This window comes from Thermogutta hypogea (genome assembly GCF_055386265.1).
This window is the reverse complement of sequence record NZ_AP042425.1, coordinates 243984-260966: the sequence shown is the minus strand read 5'-3', so window position 1 is coordinate 260966 and position 16983 is coordinate 243984. Positions and strand designations below refer to the sequence as shown.

The 16983-nt window shown below is 63.3% G+C and carries 10 protein-coding genes and 1 tRNA gene; 2 read left to right on the top strand and 9 right to left on the bottom strand.

Going from position 1 to position 16983, the window contains the following annotated elements; translation table 11 throughout:
* Positions 1-22 precede the first annotated feature (22 nt).
* Positions 23-799 carry a hypothetical protein gene (locus ACZ5B4_RS00850; protein WP_464912545.1) on the top strand — a complete coding sequence of 259 codons (777 nt, stop codon included), beginning with the start codon at positions 23-25 and terminating at the stop codon, positions 797-799.
* 105 nt (positions 800-904) lie between these two features.
* Here ACZ5B4_RS00850 and ACZ5B4_RS00845 read toward each other — a convergent pair whose 3' ends face one another.
* From ACZ5B4_RS00845 to ACZ5B4_RS00815, 7 genes are all read right to left on the bottom strand, one after another.
* The gene (locus ACZ5B4_RS00845) at positions 905-1372 is read right to left on the bottom strand and encodes an ArsR/SmtB family transcription factor (RefSeq protein ID WP_464912544.1); all 468 of its coding nucleotides are present in this window, start codon (positions 1370-1372) and stop codon (positions 905-907) included.
* A gap of 301 nt (positions 1373-1673) precedes the next feature.
* Positions 1674-2120, bottom strand: coding sequence for a Minf_1886 family protein (locus tag ACZ5B4_RS00840; protein WP_464912543.1), 447 nt, complete (start codon positions 2118-2120; stop codon positions 1674-1676).
* 700 nt (positions 2121-2820) lie between these two features.
* Positions 2821-5352 (bottom strand): double zinc ribbon domain-containing protein, encoded by a 2532-nt coding sequence (locus tag ACZ5B4_RS00835; RefSeq protein ID WP_464912542.1) that lies wholly within the window; start codon positions 5350-5352, stop codon positions 2821-2823.
* An 11-nt stretch (positions 5353-5363) separates the two neighbouring features.
* Entirely contained in the window at positions 5364-6566 is a 1203-nt protein-coding gene (locus tag ACZ5B4_RS00830) for a DUF1573 domain-containing protein (RefSeq protein WP_464912541.1), read from the bottom strand.
* A 27-nt stretch (positions 6567-6593) separates the two neighbouring features.
* Positions 6594-8627: a hypothetical protein gene (locus ACZ5B4_RS00825; RefSeq protein ID WP_464912540.1), complete on the bottom strand. Its 2034-nt coding sequence runs from the start codon at positions 8625-8627 to the stop codon at positions 6594-6596.
* A 429-nt stretch (positions 8628-9056) separates the two neighbouring features.
* A complete protein-coding gene (locus ACZ5B4_RS00820) occupies positions 9057-10412 on the bottom strand; it encodes a DUF1559 family PulG-like putative transporter (protein ID WP_464912539.1) in 1356 nt (451 codons plus the stop codon).
* A gap of 468 nt (positions 10413-10880) precedes the next feature.
* Positions 10881-12053, bottom strand: coding sequence for an H-X9-DG-CTERM domain-containing protein (locus tag ACZ5B4_RS00815; protein WP_464912538.1), 1173 nt, complete (start codon positions 12051-12053; stop codon positions 10881-10883).
* A gap of 899 nt (positions 12054-12952) precedes the next feature.
* Here ACZ5B4_RS00815 and ACZ5B4_RS00810 point away from each other — a divergent pair.
* A tRNA-Ile gene (locus ACZ5B4_RS00810) sits at positions 12953-13025 on the top strand.
* Positions 13026-13180: 155 nt separating this feature from the next.
* Here ACZ5B4_RS00810 and ACZ5B4_RS00805 read toward each other — a convergent pair.
* Positions 13181-14185, bottom strand: coding sequence for a D-2-hydroxyacid dehydrogenase (locus tag ACZ5B4_RS00805; protein ID WP_464912537.1), 1005 nt, complete (start codon positions 14183-14185; stop codon positions 13181-13183).
* A 243-nt stretch (positions 14186-14428) separates the two neighbouring features.
* Positions 14429-16771, bottom strand: a complete 2343-nt coding sequence (locus ACZ5B4_RS00800; protein ID WP_464912536.1) for a hypothetical protein — start codon at positions 16769-16771, stop codon at positions 14429-14431.
* Between the last annotated feature and the right edge of the window lie 212 nt (positions 16772-16983).

The following is a 16983-nucleotide window of genomic DNA, read 5'->3' as shown; positions in this document are numbered from 1 at the left end:
TGAGAGTGAGACGCCGGCGGCCATGGATAAGTTCCCTCAATTACAAGACACTACACTAGCGCCGCGATTCCCCGCCGAGTTGGGATCCGGAGTGGTGGAACTGAACGGCCGGCAAGTCGGGCCGCCCTTGGAAGCGGGGAAGCCGTGGCACTACCGCGAACCGGAGGCGTGGACGCTCGATCATGAGGAGGTCCGCGACATCCCGCTGAGGGTGACCGTGGGCCGTTTGCAATTCGAGAAAACTTGGCGCTGCAAGGTCGAACGCGGCCTGGTTCGCCTTCCCGCTGATTTTCAGAGATTCGCGGCCGGCGAATGCCTCCGGGGCTCCGGCGAGCGTCTCTTTCAAAGCGGCAGCGGCGCCCATGCGCACCTGACGGCGACGAGCTGCGGCGGGGTTGAACGCCCGTCGCTGTTCATGCACCCCCCGTACCGGCACGGCGTGGGCTACACATTCGCGATTTTCGATGCCGTCGAGCTGCCCCCCCGGCCGGCCGCCTTGCGCTGCCTCGTCGGAAAAGGCGACGGCAGCGATCCCGGCGACGGAATTCTGTTCCGCGTGGCCGTCGTGGAAAACGACGGCGCGGAGACCGTCGTCGCCGAACGGCAATGGGGGCGTCACGCTTGGGAACCGTTGGAAGCGGACTTATCCCCCTGGGTCGGCAAACGCATTCGCATCAAACTCATCGCCGACGTCGGTCCGGCCGACAACTCGATCGGCGATTGGGCCGCTTGGTCCGACATACGGTTGGAAAGCCTAAAGCCGCAATGGACGGCCAGGATCATCGATTCGCATCCATGACCTTCGGGCGGTTCGTGCTGCTGCCGCGTTGCAATGCCGCAAGCTCGGGGCCGGCAGCGGCATCGCTATTCGCATGGCTCGGACTGATCGGTCCGTCTTCGGAAGTCAGGCGGCGTGTGCCGCAAACCAACCTCGAGTTCGGTTGCAGGCCGCGCAGACGGACAGCATCACGGGGACTTCCACGAGTACGCCCACGACCGTCGCCAGGGCGGCGCCGGATCCCGGGCCGTACAGCGCAATGGCCGTAGCGACCGCATCGCAGCGCTTTAGGTCCGTCTGCATGGTTGGAATCTCTTCCAGGCACGTTTGCAGCAGATGCACGATCGCTCGCCCGCAAGGCGTGCTCAAGTCCGCGAGGCGATAGTGCTTCCAAACGCCTCGGCGCCGGACTTCCACCAAACCGCTCGCCCGCATGACCCCAAGGTGACGCGAAACTTTGAAGTCCGGCTCCCCGAGTGCTTCCGCCAGATGGCAAACGCACAATTCGCCGCGAGCCGCCAACAGAACGGCTAATCGTAGGCGGGTCGTATCCCCCAAAACTCTGAGCGTGTCGGCTAGTTTTTCCGCGCTCACGGCTTTCCTGTTTCTTTTAATGCGTATCTGCACAGATACGCAGATATAAAACAGTCTGTACGGAGGGGGCTTTGCTGTCAACCCCGCCTCGCGGCGGCAACGCGGTCACAGCGCGATCATCGGATTGTCATTTCCATACGGCCAACGAGACGAGGAAGGCCATCCATGCGAACCAAAGAAGAAATGCCGCGCCGAGCAGCATGCGTCGCGCCGCGTTTGGCCGACGCCCGCCGCCCTCCTCGCTCGGCATGCCCGCCGCCTGCGAAGCACCGGCAAGCGGATGCGTGCCCCCGCCCATGAGTTACTCCTCGCCGTCCTTCGTTCCCGATACCGAGATGCGGAAACCTCGCCCGAATGCCTCGTCGAAATCGTAAACCTCGTCGAAATCCTCGCGACGATCTTCGCGCGTCTTTCGCATCATCCCAATGCGGATGAGGTTGTAAACGATTTCGCCGATATCACCGGTGGTACGGATTCCCCAACTATTGAGGACGGCCTGGGCCAGATAGCCGTATTGCTCGAAGGCATAATCGCGTGCGGCCATGCACAATTCTTGACCCGTCACGTGCCGCTGCGGCTCCTCTTCTTCGCCCTCGTCCTCTTCGGAAAGCGGCTCACTCGGCGCGGCCTTACCGAGTCCCAATTGCCGCGCATAATCGATGGCGCGAAAGACGAAGATGTAGGCGTCCAGCTTATAGCGTGGGTCCTGCTTCAACAACTCGGCCAACGGGCCCGGAGCATTCTGCATGTCGGCTTCCGAGGTTGGAACGAAGAATCGAAATACTCCCCAGCTCGCTACCAAGCCATACCCCGGCGGAGCGGATTCTCATTATGACGTACTCCATCATGATTACGCAACCACCGTTCGTCCGGGTTCGGGCGGTTTGCCCTACCAACCCGAAACAGCCTCGCAACCTTCCGTCTCTCGTGGCGCAACGGCCCCATCGTCGGAAGTCTCGCCGCCAACAAGAACAAGAAGCCGTGCCACCAAGCATCAAGAATGGAAGCGCCGTCAGAGCGTATGACGATCACAAGAAGGGGGGAATCGCAATGTTCCGCGGACATCGGCCGTGGATGGTTTCGAAACGATCCGCAAGCCGACGCAGCGGCACCATCAGCTCCTCCGGATGATGCCTCGGGTTATGCCCTGGGGCAAAACTGAGTGAGCTAGGAACGGCCGCCGCGATGAACCTCGGCCTGCTTCAGAAGAAGCCTCTCAAGAGCATGCAGTCATTGCCGACGGCATTGAGCGGGTGTTCTGCGCACGCCCCGTGATAGACGGCCATTCCGAGCAGATAGCACAAGCTGGAACGCCTTCAACCCGCCCTCCCCCGACGCCGAGCTTTTATCACATGCCACAATCCATAGCGACTGATAGAAGAAGCGGCTTCACGGAGCCACTCAATCGGAGGCGCGGCGATGGACAGGGCGGCGGCGCGAAGAGCGGTTCACAGCCCGGGTCCCTGAATCATGGCATCCAAAAGTCCCGGTATGCAGGCGGCACCGCCGGTGCAGAGGATTGAGTGAGGCAATTCCAATTCGTCCCGTTGCAATCGCTCCAGAACCCGAGCCATGTCGTCGTAAGCCTGCCGTCGGAACTGCTCGAGATGCGGCAGCAGCCGGCTGAAATCCTCGATCCGTTGCCAATCACGGGCGTATCGATCCGCAGAGGAGTACGTGATTTTCAGCTCTTTGGCGATGGCTCGGATCCACGCCTCACCCGCGATACCCAGCCCCAAGGTTCGGCAAAGGTGCGGTGCAACGTAATACACCTGCGATGCGCTGCTTCCCAAATCAACCAAGAGCAGCGGCAAATCGTAGCGCCGCACTGGGGCACCGTCGTCCTCCGCGGATGGCGTTCCATTGTTGTGCCCGACTTCCCGGACGTAATCCGCCAAGAACCAATTCAGGAGAGCGACGGACTCCCCGGTGACCGCGTCGGGGAGAATGTCGATTCCGCGAAGTCGATCCAAGGCTTCATTGAGGAAGAGGCGATTCATGGCCCACAGGACGACGCAAGTCTGGGATCCGCCGACGGTAGTCCCCACGGCCTCCCTCCAGGTTTCGAATTGCCAGGTCACGTTTTTTCCCTTGTCGGGCAACAGTCGCTTGGCCTCGAAGGCGAGCACGGTCTCCAATTGATCCGGCTCGAAACGTGGGAGGAGCGTGGCGGTAGTCACGGTAAGAGTGGGGGGAAACGCCAAGATCAGCTCGTCGGCCGGGGTCTCCTGACGCGAGAGCAACCGCTGGATGCCGTCCTTGAGAATCTCCAAGACCTGACCGCGGTTGGCCGTATGCGACAGGGGCTTTTCGTGCTCGATCAGATCCAGGTGGGTCAGGGCGACGGCACCGCTTGCCGCGTCCTTTTCGAGCCGAACGGCGCGCAAGGCCGTCCCTCCGAACGATACTCCCCAAGCCGAACGGGCCTTCGGCCGAAGCCGCCGAAACAGCCGCCCGATCAGTCCCGTCGATTCGGCGGGAATCAAGTTCAGGGAGAGCGGTCCGGCACCCAATCCCTGCAACGCAGCTCCCACCGCCGAAAGGAATGCACCGGGATACCGCCGCAAGAGTTCGCGATCCGCCGAGTCAGCGGGGAGGATGCGGCGGAATTGCGTGATCCACTCGATCCGCGGCCCCAGCGCCGAGCGCGAAGGCTCGCGCAGAGGACGATTCCAGGCCTTCGGCGATGGAAGAGGGGCTTGCAACGCGGCCGCCTCCTTTTCGAAAGGAATCGGCGCTTGCCCCGGCGATAACAATCCGTTCAAGTGCCGCAGCGCGACCTCCAGGTACGGATACGTGTAATGGGCCGCTCGAACCAGCCGCATCAGGGCATCGACCGTCGCGATACGCCCCTTCCAGGCCGCCAATTCGGGGCCCCAACACGATTCCGGCAATGTTTCCAGCACTTGCAGGGCTTCGCTGAACCGGTTGTGTTGAACGTGCCTTTCCACCAGCTTCTGGACCACCGGCTGGAGCTTCCGCACCACATCGCGGGCGGCGGGGTGCTGGGGCTTCAAGGCCAGCAACTGCCGCGCGGCGTTCAGCGTCCGTTGCAAGTCCTTCTTTTGAATGCTAAGCGATAGCTCCGATTCCAACTGAGAGATTGCCACGAGATGGCGCCGGTACTGATCGAGTGCATTGAGCACCTCCGGAGATTGCATATCGCGAGGCAATGCGGCCAGGATTCGGACGGCCTCCTCGTAATCTCCCGCCCGGGCCTTCTCCGCCGCTTGCGACATCACCGATGCGACTTCCGCTTGGCGTCGAGCCAAGAGCGGGGCCAGCTCGGAATGCAGTTGATCGACCTTGCGGAGGATTTGGGCATGCTCGTACCACGCCCGTTTTCCCCTGGGGATCTGTTCTAAACAGGCGGCTGCGTCCGCGGGTTTTCCTTGGGCGGCCAATTCCTCGGCCCTGGCAAGGAGCTGCCGCACCTTGGAGATGAACTTGGTCAGTTCCTCGCCGATGAGGTAGCCGCACACGCCGCAGAAAGTCTCGTCGCTGGGCACGCGCGATTGGCAGCCCGGACAGACGCACCACAGCCCCGCCCCGCACTGACCGCAGAAATTCCGCCGTGCCGGATTGTTCGCGCCGCATTCTCGGCAGATCACGTCACGGGCGAGCGTATCTTCCGCGGCGGGAGTCCCCGGTTTCCCGTTGTGAGGCGTCCCCTTCGCAGGTCCTTCCGGATCCGTCTTGAGGTCCGCCGCCAACTTGGCGAGAGCGGCATTGAACAGCCGCCAATCTCGCTCGGGCGCACCGTCCGGAACGATATCGAGGATCGTTTCCAGGTAATCGGCCAAGGCACCGGTTGCGCGGGGCAGGTTCAGCAACTTGGCCTCGTGCAACAGCGCTGCCTGGTCGAACGGCAATCCCAAATTACGCAACTCTCGCCAAGTGGCGAAGAGTCTTTGAACAATCTCTTGTTGTTCCGCCGCCGCACCGCCGGCCGGAAGTGCCGGAGTATCCGGTGATTTCATGTGGGGATCGCTCATCGCGGGAGACTGATCTCGGGATCGACGACGGCCGCCCAAATGATAAACCCGAACGAGGTTTGGGCGGGATCGTTGAAGGTGACCTTGACTTTGCCCGACTGACCCCGCAGACGCACGAAACGCGGCGCATCGGCGGGAACTTCGATGCTCAGGCGGTAGTTTCCCGCCACCGCCGGATCCGGCTGCAAGTTGACGCGCAGATGCGGCGGATCGCAAACGGCCTCCTGCAAGGCCAAAGGATCCGGCAGGTCGCGCGTCCGCACCGTCAGCACCGCCTCCACGCGCTTGCCCTGAGGAATTCGGCCGAAGTTCAGCAGCCGTCCCCCGCCGAGAAAGGGGCTGTCGATCTCGATCCTGCTCGGCGGCGCCCCGGAGAAGGGAATAACGACGGTTTGCGGCTCCGATTCCGCCGTCGTCACCGCCCGCAGCCGGACCTCGCCTTCCAGCTTGGCCTGAGTCAAATCGGCCGGCACGTCCACGTCCAGACGGTACCCGCTCAGGGCGTCTAGGTGCCGCAAGCCCTCGGCCGAAACCGCAGTCAAACGGCAATTCACGCCGTCGGGCGTCACGCTTTCCACTTCCAACCAAAATTCCGGCCACGTTTGCGAATAGACCGTCATGCTGCGCGTCGCCGGGACTCCGCGGGCCATGCCGGAAAAGTCCAGCCTTTCCGGATCGACCGCCAGTCGACTCTTGACGATGCCGCGAATCGTCAGGGTCAGGCGTGGGTTCTCCGGATCGTTCGTCAAGACTTCGGCATACTGCCGGAACGGCCCGTAATGCCTTTCCTCCAAGAATCGCACCGTCACCTCGGTCTCTTCACCCGGCGGGATGGGCTCCGCAGGCACGTCGCCCGTCGTACACCGACACGTGGACTCTCCCAGCCTCAGCTCCAGCGGGGCCGTTCCCTCGTTGCGTATCTTGAAGCGGTGGACCACTTCCGTATTCAAATCGACCGATCCGAAGTTGTGCTCCGGCTCGAGTACCACCGCTTTGGGAGACTCCCGCGGCGACCTCGCCGGTTCGCGCACGTCTTCAGCGTCGGGCCCGGGAACATCCCGGCCTGAATCGAGCATCTGGGAAGGTGCATCGGCATTCCCCTCGCCGACTTGGGAACCGGCCCACCCGATCACAACGCCGACGGCGGCTGCAACCGCCGTAATCCCCACTACGATCGTAAATCGACGAAGTATCCACATCGATCGTGGTCCTCCAAGCTTCCGCCATCAGGAACCGGGCGCCGCTTGCGTTGCGGCAACTTCTTTTTCCGGCAGCGCCACGGCGGCTTTGATCCGCAAAATCTCCACGAATAGGTCTTGCGCCCCCTGTGCCGGCCGTGTCGGATCCACCGCCGTGATTCTCACATCCACGGATGTCCACACGCCGTTCCCGTCTGACGAAACGTATTCCAGCCACAAGCCGTTGGGCAAGGGGCGTTCCCGCACCGGAGGCAGCACCTTGCGATAATGCGACACCACGGTCGCCGGGCGGGCATGATCCGCCAGGCGCACGTAACTGATCTCCGCCAACGGAACCTCCGCCGAATCAGCCTCGGTCGGCCGTCCGGGAGATAATCCGAGGGTCACCGCGCAGCCCGGGCAATCTTCCGAATGCACGGCGAAATCCAGCAGCGTCGCGGCGTCCCAGGCTCGTCGGCGATCCAAGACCGTTCCCGCGGCCAAGCGGTTCATCCAGCGGTCGATTACGGCGTACGTCTCGTCCAGCCACGCCTGATACTCCCAGCGGACTTTCCCCTGCGCGGCGACGACGGGCGCCACGGGCATTTCGCGCGGGCGACGTACCGGTGCCTTGCCGTCCCCGCGAGAAGTGAACGACGGCGGTCGCGGACCGTAGCGGACCACGGCCGAGTCTTGATGTTCCCGCAGCAAATCCTTCAATACCGCAATCAGGCCCGGATCCGAATATTCCAGGGAGGAGAAGATACCTTGGGGCTCTTCGCTCCACCGACTCCGCAAGACTCGGCGGACCGCGGCCCGCGTCTCAGGCAGGGGGAGCGACGCGGCGAATCGCACCGCCCCCGCCGAATCCCGCAAGAACACCACCCGATCCAATGCTCGACAGGCCTTCTCCGCAACCTCATCGCTCCACAGGACCGGCAAGGAACCGACGCCGACCGATACGAGCTGATAGGGGGAATCGCTTCGCCGGCCTTCCAGGAGCGATCGCCATCGAGCACCGCTCCATTCCACAGCCCTCCGCCATTCCTCTTCCTGCGCCTCCGGCGGAAGCGTTGCGATCACGTCCAGCAGCAGTTGCACGTTGGACTCTTCGGCCCGGGTCAACACCGCCAACACGGTCCGGCGGAGGGGCGAATCCGGGAGAGCGGACAGCCGCTGCCAAATCGCTTGCCGCACGGGGGCCGCCGCCGAAGTCAAGGCTCCGCCCACCGCTTCGCTTACCCACTGAGAATCCGACCCGGCGGACAATCGCGCCAGGTCATTCGCCACGGTCGTAAAAACATTGCCGCTCGCGGCGTCGCTCTCGCCGAAGATCGACTCCAAGATGATCTTCGCGGCCTCGGCGTCCCGGCGATCCACGGACTCTTGCCAAGCTCGCAGAATCGCCTTTTCCGCGGCGGCCGTCCGATTTCTCAGCAAGGCCGTGATGATCCCGCGCAGATACAAGGCGTCCTCCGCGCCGGTCTTCCCGGCGGATGAACCCTTGGCCGCTTGAAACCACAGGTCCGACAGTCGAGCCAGGTTTTCCGCCGCGGTAGGATCGCCCACATGCAGCGTGCCCAGCGCCGCAATGGCCGCATGCAATCGTTCCGATCGCTCCTTCCAGGCCCTCTCGAAATGTTCCATCGTCCACTCCGAGAAATCAGCCGGATAGGGCGCCGCCTGCGGCTGAGGTGGAACCTGGGGTTGAACGGCCGGAGCCGCGGCCGGCGGGTCGTCCGCTTCCAAGGATCGATTGGGGTCCGGACCTTTGGCCTTGGGCGCGGAACGGGGTTTGCGCGCCCGCGCAGCCGCCGCTTCCGCCTCCTCTTGCTTTTTCGCCTCGGCGGCTTGCCGTGCCGCCTCCTCCTCGGCTACCTCTTGTTCCTTGCGTTGCTTGTATTGTGCAAGCCACTCTTCCTTGCTCATGCCGCCCCACGCTTGGAGGCGAGGATCGCTCCTGCCGCAGCCCGAGGAGAGCGCCGACATCGCCAAGGAGAGCGTGATGAGGGTCGCCAAGACGGCCCCATTCCGCCTTCGTGCCTTCCATCTCCCTTGGATGATCGCATGGTCTTGTGACATGTCGCACCTGCTCCGGTTAGCGGGAGATCGCCTCTCGAGACTTCCACCTCGGGCTAACGCCCGAGGCTCGTGAATCTCGTTCTTTCACCTCGGGCTGACGCCCGAGGCTCGGATTGCACCGTCGCGCCCGAGCCACCAGCGTCAGCCGGTGGTGACCCGAGGATCTTGGACTCACTTTCTTCCACTCCGTCTTTCACCTCGGGCTGACGCCCGAGGCTCGTGCACCTATTCTCCACCACCTCGGGCTGACGCCCGAGGCTCGTGTTACTGCCTACTCCATGCTTGAAAAAACACAAGACCGGGGACTCGCGTCGGCAAGTCCCCGGCCCGCTCCCTGCGGGTGATAAACCCTTCGCTGCGACCCACTCGGCCCTGTACGGTCGAGTCAGAGGACCTCTCAACATCTCATGCAGCCCGAAACCTGGGCTATCATTCGAAGTTCAGCGGCTTGCCCGCGTTGTTGTTGCGAATGAACACGCCGTTGAACATCCGGAACGGCTCCAACTCCACCGGGCCGGGGCGGTAACCGGTCTTGAAGTAGTCCTCCGCTTCGCCGGCAACGCCGTCGCCGTCCTCGTCCCAAATGGGGATCTCGAAGCCGGGGTTCAGATAGCCGTCGCCGTTGAGGTCCGTGAACTCCTGAACGCTGCCGTCGGCCATCAGGATATTGGCCACGCCGCGATGCACGGCGTACCAGTCCCGGGTGTCCTGACGGAAGAAGTACTGGTCAACCGGCGCGGTTTGGCCGTCCTTGGTGTACGCGGCGTCGGGAGTGCCATCGGCCTTGCCCAGGTCGATCAGGCCCGCTTCGGCATCCATCTGCTTTTGCAGGCCCTGATTTTGCGCAAGCAAAGTGAGACGCGTGTTGGTAGAATCGACATACGCCGGGCCGTCGTTGAACGACTCCGCCAGCCGATCGCCCTGCTTGGCGTACGCCTTCCCGTTTTTATCCACGATGGTGTTGGTCAGCACGGCCTCCTTGACGTCGCCCGGTCCGGCGTCGCCCAACAGCGGCACGATCGAACTGGGGATGGTGGAACCGTCGAGGGCGCTGCGGCTCAAGGGACCCGTGCTGTCCTCTTTCCCCTTGTACTTGCCAATACCGAAATTGTTAGGGTTACCACTCGGCAATCGAGTTTCGGCATCGCCGGCTTGAACGAACGGGACGTTGCTTACGGACTGCACGGCCAGCACCGGCTCACCGCGGACCAAGAAGTAGCTGGCCGCGTAGTTGGTGTTGTAGCCGGCCGCCAAGAGGCGATCGGCAATGGTGGAAGCACGGTCATCGGCCGTACCCAAATAGGTGATGGCACCGATCTCGTAGGGGTCCGTTCCCGCGGTACCCGTTCCGGTAGCCAACTGCCCACAGGCGTTGGTCAGCATTTCGCTGACGATAACGCCTTCGGCGGGGTTGCTAGACCCCGTGATTCCGATCAAGTCATTCAGCTTCTCCAGGCCGGGGAGCGAGCTGCTGACGCAGAGCAGCTTGCCGGGCTGGCAGATGCCGCCGTTGACCAGATCCGCGACCCAGCCGTAGGTGTCCGGGCAGCCGTCGCGCCTGAAGTCGTAGGCGCCGGAGCAGAACCGACCTTGCGGGTCGCGGTCGGCGTGGATATGCAGCCCCAGGCCGAATTGCCGCAGGTTGCTTTGGCAAGTGGCGGCGCGGGCCCGCTCGCGGGCGGCCTGCAAGGCCGGCAAAAGCAGGGCCACCAGGATCGCGATGATCCCGATGACCACCAACATCTCGATCAACGTAAACGCTTTGCGAGGCGTAGAACGTCTCATTTCTCTCTCCTGTTGGGAAAACTCACTCTGGGGTGCCGCCCCCGCCGCCGTCGGCGGAGCGGCGCTGTTTAAAACGGAAACGCTTGGACGCCTGTTTTTTCGACCGGGGACGGCGTCGGAGCCCCTTTGCGGCCGCCGGTATTCGGCTTGCTCGCGCTTGCCCGTTGGGCTACAATTTCACTAGAGTTCACTTCGATCGTCGGATGTTGCGGGGGTCCTCCTTTCGCGATGTCCGATGCCGATGGGCGGGGTTTTGGTTGGCGGACCGATGCCCCGCCCGGTTTCGTTAGTCGGCATCCGTGCTCTTCCCGTCTGCCCGGCTTGCGGGCGGTATGGCCGAACGACGTCCGGTGTTCGTCCGGCGGATCGCAGCGCATCGTGCCCCTGTGCCCCTTTCCGATGCGCCCGCAGGTTGCTCGTAAATACATACCCATGCAGCCTCTCGGTTCAGGTCATCCCCTTTCGTCCTCAAGGTTGCCGCAATTCGTAGCGACTCCAGAACTCCGTTCGCGGCAGCTCCTCGGACGAGTCGGCATATCCGTTGGCCGAATCGGCGGTGAACCCGTTGTTGAGAAGGCCGTCGCCGTTGTTATCCTTGAACGACTGCACGCTCCCGTCGGCCATCAAGATGTTGGCCGACCCGCGGTGAACCGGAGCGAATCCGCGATAGTCCTGGCGGGTGGCGTTCCATAAGGCCCACCAACCGTTCGGTCCTTCGCGCGGCGTGCCCGAGGGAACCGAAAGGAATTGCATCTGGGGATTGGTGACCGGTCCGCGGGTAAAGGCCAGGACCATCGGTGAGCCGGCATTGAACCTGCCGAAGGGGCGTTCCAATCGGGCGGCGACCTGCCCATCGCCGATCAGCGGGATGAAGGAGCTGGCCACCGATCCCGCCGACAACATGCTCAGGTTGAGCGGCCCGAGCGTGCTACCCCGCGCTAGGGGGCTGTTCTCGCATCCGCCGCCCAAGCCTGCCAGATTGCCCGTCGCATCGATCTTGACCCCGGACCGCACCAGGAACCAGGAAGCCGTGAAGTTGGTGTTGTAATGCTCCTTGTAGATTCTTTCGAGCACGAGCGTGTCGCGGGCGTCGCTCGGCGTCGGCTGCGTGCTGATGATCTCCTCGCAGGGATCTCGCTTTTGACTTCCGTCGGGGAGGGCCTCCGCCGCCTTTCCTTTATGGTTGACCCCGCACGTCCACGTCGCCGGATTGCTCGGGTCCTCCGGCCCCCAACTCGTAACGTCCAGGTTGAGCAGATCGTTGTAGGCCTCGGTCAAGACGGCGGGATTACTGGGACAGAGGAGCTTGCCCGCCGGGGTACCGCTGCTGACAAGGTCAGCGACCCAGCCGATGGAGGTCACGCTGCCGTCGCGCTGCCAATCCATGGCACCGCTGCACAGCATTCCGCGCTCGGCCTGGGCCAGCGATTGAAGGGACAGGCCGATCTGCCGCAGGTTGCCGGCGCAGGCGGCTTGGCGGCTCGATTCGCGGGCGGCGTTCAAGGCCGGCAGGAGAATCGCGATCAAGAGGCTGATGATGACGATGACCGTCAGCATCTCGATCAATGTGATCGCCCGCCGGCTTCTCGAACGGCGTGTGGTCGCCGATCGCCGTGACGGTTTGTTGCTCGGACGCATCATGGCCGACTCTCCTCCCTGTATTCCTTGCGTTCGGTCCGCTCTTCCCGACAAACTAAGGCCTTCCCACGCATCGTTGCCGACCGGCCGGCGGGGGCGGTTTGTCGCAGGTTTCCGACGGCCGTTTCGCCTTCGTCGCGACGCTTTCCGCTTGCTTTCCGCCGCGTTCCGCTTGCCTTGTTTTGAGCTGATTGTAGCGGTCGATTGTTAGGGAATTATTAAGGAACTGTTAAAGTTTTGTTAAAGTTTTTCCTCAATTCTCTCTATCTTTAATAACACTTAGACTTCCAAACCCGCTACCGCATTCCGACACCGGAATGATGCCTCAAGTCTTTACAGAATCTATATTTGTGCACACAGACCTCGACTCGACGACCAGTCGAATTGGATATCCACACACCTGGCGACGGGAATATCCCTGCAACCTCGCGTTCTATTTATCGAGCGTCTATAGGGGGATGGAGTTGTGGCAAAGGAACGCCCGCAAGTGCGGCCCCCGATCGGAGCATGCGGTTCCGCGTTATGCGCTGTGCGCCGACGGATTCCGCATGCCCGCGCGGCGATCAACGCCTATGCAGAACATGACGGGCCGGAGCGACCACTCCACGCCTTTCGCCGCGTTATGCGCCAGCCCGTGTCACAAGCCTGGGTGCCGATGAGGGCGTAAGAGAAAGTCGCAAGGGAAAGCTTCGTTCGGCGGCCTCTTCTGTTGCCCCATGACGGCCCAAATCAGCGTGCGCCGACAGCGGCAGTCTCCGACGACGACCAAGGCTTCAGCGACGGGGGTTGGGTCTGGCCATCCTGCCGGTCCTTTATTAGATTGAGATTTGTCGCCGCACAGCCCCGTTTCGCGACGGAGCTTGGCGACCGGCAAGGGGGCGACAACGAGAGGCGGCGATGACGGGCCCGTAGCTCAGCGGTGAGAGCAGGGGACTCATAATCCCTTGGTCGGGGGTTCGAATCCCTCCGGGCCTATTTCCCGGTCTAGGCGCGTCGGCCGACCCGGCTGCCGAGGTTCCGGGCCAAAAACCGCTCTTCCCAGCGCCGGCCTTAGCCTGAAACGATCACATCGGCCCGGCACAACGCGGCCGCGGCCATTTCGAGACCAGAGCAATCGGGTACGCGCGGCATCAAGAGATCGAGTCGCACACGTCGATCCAAAGCGGCGTCTTGCCGTCTCGAAATGGAAATCCCGCCTGCTTGTCCGTGATGAGGTTGATCAGCGGACGCCCCTCGTGCCAGCGGCGAAGATTCTCGCAGAAGAGCCGCGTAATGTCGTCGGCGCGGCCGGCGCACTGACCGCCCACGTGCGGCGTGATGATGACGTTGGGGAGGTCCCACAGGGGATGATCCGCGGGCAACGGCTCCGGGTCGGTCACATCCATCACGGCTCCGGCGATAGGGCCGTTTTGCAGGGCGGCCACGAGGTCCTCGGTTACCACGATGGCGCCGCGGGCCACGTTGACGAAAAGCGACCCCGGTTTCATTTGGGCGAATTGGGCGGCACCGAAGGCGTGCCGCGTGGCGGCGTTCAGCGGCAACGCCAAAACGACCAGGTCGGCGTGCGGCAGAAGCGAGGGCAACTCGGCCGGCGACAGCAACCGCTCGACGTACTCCGGCTTATCCACGGGGAAAAGATCCACCGCCCAAAGACGCGTCTTGAAGACTCGCAGGACTTGCGCCAAGCGCCGTCCCACGCCGCCGAAGCCCACGATGAGGATCGTACTGTGATGCAGATCCCGGGTAGGGCGGCGGATGAACTCGTGCTTCTTTTGGGCCGCGAAAAAGACGGGGAGACTGCGAAGCCAAGCCGTGACCAGGGCCACCGTATGCTCCGACACCTGATCGGCCAAGACGCCGGAAGCGCTCGTCACGACGATGTCGGAAGCGATAACGGGAGGTACCAGGCAATGATCCATCCCGGCCGCCGAAGACTGGATCCAACGCAATCGGCCGCGACGAACGACGGCGTCCCAGTCAACGGGGACCTTGGCGTGGCCGCAGAAGATATCGGCTTCCGGCAGTTCCTCCGCGATGCGCTCTTGGGGTACGTCGGCCACTTCGGCCCACGGTGCGGCTTCCGCGATACGGCGCCGTTGCGGTTCTTCGTTGGGAAAGCACAAGACGATCCGCATGGGATGACTTTCGTACCGTTTCGGGAAGGATGATGGAATACCCCGCCGCTCGGCCGAAGCATGCGCGCGACGGTGCTCGCCGCAATGAGACGGCCGAACGCAAGCCCGGAACCAAGGCGGCGGAGTCGCCCGTGAAGGATCGGCGTAAGGCCCGCCGCCGACAATCTTCAGACTACGGTGATGCCTCGTTCCGGCAAAGGGGGATCGGTGCCGGACCTCCGTCGAGAAGCGTTTCGAGCGGGGCTAGGTGCGGCCGGATACGTTCGGCAGGCCTGCCGGTCCTTCCAAGCGGGTTTTCCAGAGGCGGATGGCACGTTGGCGTTCCACGGGCATGGCGTTCGGTTCGTAGTTCAGCGTAATGCCCGTCACGCGGCGCAGGTTCCAAAAGGCCAATACTCGCACCGCCAACATGTCGTGGCCCAAAAGCTCGATCAATTCCCCGGCCTGCGTCTGGTCGAGCGTGGCGCCGTACTTCCACAGCAGGGCGTAAAGGAGCGGGCCTCGCTCGCCGAACGCGGCCTCGGCGGACGCACGGACGGACGCCGCCGCTTGCGGTGATTGGCGAACCACGGTGAGCAACTGCTCGATGGCTTGCGTCCACCGGGCCTTGGCGGCGGGCTCGTCGAGGGATCGCCACAACGGCCCCGGGTACCGGAGGAAAGCTAAGGTTCGCTGCGCCAGCCAGGCGACTTCCTGCTGGCGATGCCCCGACAATTCCTCCAAGACCATAAGCGGCGATTTGGCGTCGCCCGAAAGTGCGTCGGTCATCAGCCCCATCGCGTTTTCCTCCAATAGGCGCTCCGCGGAGAGGAGAGGGTTCAGCCAGGCCACGGGACCGGCGAGGGGAACCGTGCGCAGTTCCCGTTCCGACAATCGCACTTGAACCTGGGGCACCAAGGTCAACGGTCGATAGTGCTCGGAATCCCCCCAAACGACTTCTCCCGACAAGACGTAGAGGTCCACGATCCAGGGTATCGGCTTGGTTTCCGGGTCGTTCGTGATGGCGTCTTCCCGGGCCACCTCCAGACCGACGGAGGAGTTTTCGCGCAACTGCAAAATGCCGGAAAGACTGCCGAAGTTCAATCGCAACGTGGGCGGGCCTAACATGCCGCCCTCTCCCGCGCGGGCGTTCACGATCATCTTTCCGTAGCTCAGCCCCAGGCCCGTGGAACCCGCGGCGTCGGTGGAAAGGATTTCAAAGAACAAGGGGCCCATACAGACCAATTCCACGGCCGGCATGAGAATCCGAGCGCGAAAACCCGGGGGGACGAAGTATCGCTCATAACTGTTGATTTTTTCGGCGGCGCGGATGGGTTGAAAGCTTCCCGACATGCCCGTCATGCGGAAAAGCATTTGCGGCAGTCGGCCGTCCGGAGCGAATTCGCCGACCGGTTCCGGAGGCAGCGGCGCCGAATCGGTGCTCGGAAGCGGACCCGGCGGCACGGCAGTCGAATCCGCCGGACCCGGCTGTTGGACCGCTTGCGGAAGGTCAGCCGGTTGCGTGGGGGGCAGCGGCCGCATTCCCACCGGAGGTTCCGGGGATTGTTCTTGACCGGGTCCGGCGGGTTGGGACGCTGCGGCGGACAGGGCGCCTCCCGCCGGCGAAACGGATGCGTCCGGAAGCGGTTCAGACGCACCATCGGCCCGCCCCATGGGCGGCTGAGTCGCGTCTCCCTGTGTCGGCTGTTCCGACACGGGCACGCCCTGCGACGGCGAATCGCCGGGCAAGCTTGGGGTGTCGGAGCCTGAATCGGGCGGCGGCGCGGAGCCGTTCGCAGCAGGGCCGGACGGGCCCTGTTCACCGGAAACTTCCTGTGCCGAGCCTTGTTCCGATTGCGGGCTCGCGGAGTCATCTCGGTGCGACGCCGGACGTGGGATATCGTTCACCGCACTCTCGCCCGGAGGTACCATGGCGGTCTCCTGATTGCTCAAGAAACCGGGCTCGCCGGAGAACTGGGTCTTGTAGAACCAGATTCCCAGCACAACGAGTGCGCCGACCAGGGCGACGGTGATCAGGGTCGGGAAGAACCACCGCGGGTGATCGTCTTCCGCCGTGCCCGGCGCGAACGGTTCGATCGACGCCGCCGGCTGATCGGACGGCGCGGTAGGCGGCACCTCTTCACGCGCAGCCTGGGCTTCGGACGCAACGCCGTCTTCCTGAAAAAGCGATCGAACGATGTCTTTTTCGGTCGGTTCTTTGGCGGTTCCGAGCAGCCGGTACATGGCCTCTCGGGTCGCCGGAGAAACTTCGGCCGGCTCGCCCAGCACGATGGACAGAATCTGGTGGCAAGCGGCGACCTCGGCCAACTGAGTGTCGTTTTCCAGGCAGGCCTTCTCGAATTCCGCGACACGATCGGGCGGCAGCGTATTGTCGAGATATTCGGCCGCGGTATTCGGGTCCAATAGCGGCTTGTCCTCCAGCACCGGCGGCGCACCGACGCGAAGGCGCCGGGTGATCTCGCGAATGCGCCGGACGAGCGGCTTGGCGACTTCGCTTTCCTCGATCTTTCGACCGATGTCGGCAGCGTCCTCCGGCTCGAGGATATCGTCCAGATAGGCCAGCATCGTTCGCAAAGTCAGTCGCATGTCAACCTCGCGTCTCCCGAAAAAGGACGGCCCTCGGCGGCTCGGTCCGATATCCGCAATAGGAACGCGGCAAAAGACCGTTCCCCAACCCATATTAGTGGCAACCGGTTCCGCAAACCGTACAAGAAATCCCCACGAATGGGAACATCGCATCGCGGGGTCGGAGTTATGGGTAGACTGGGGACTATGCGCAAGCCGCCGTCGCGCGTCCG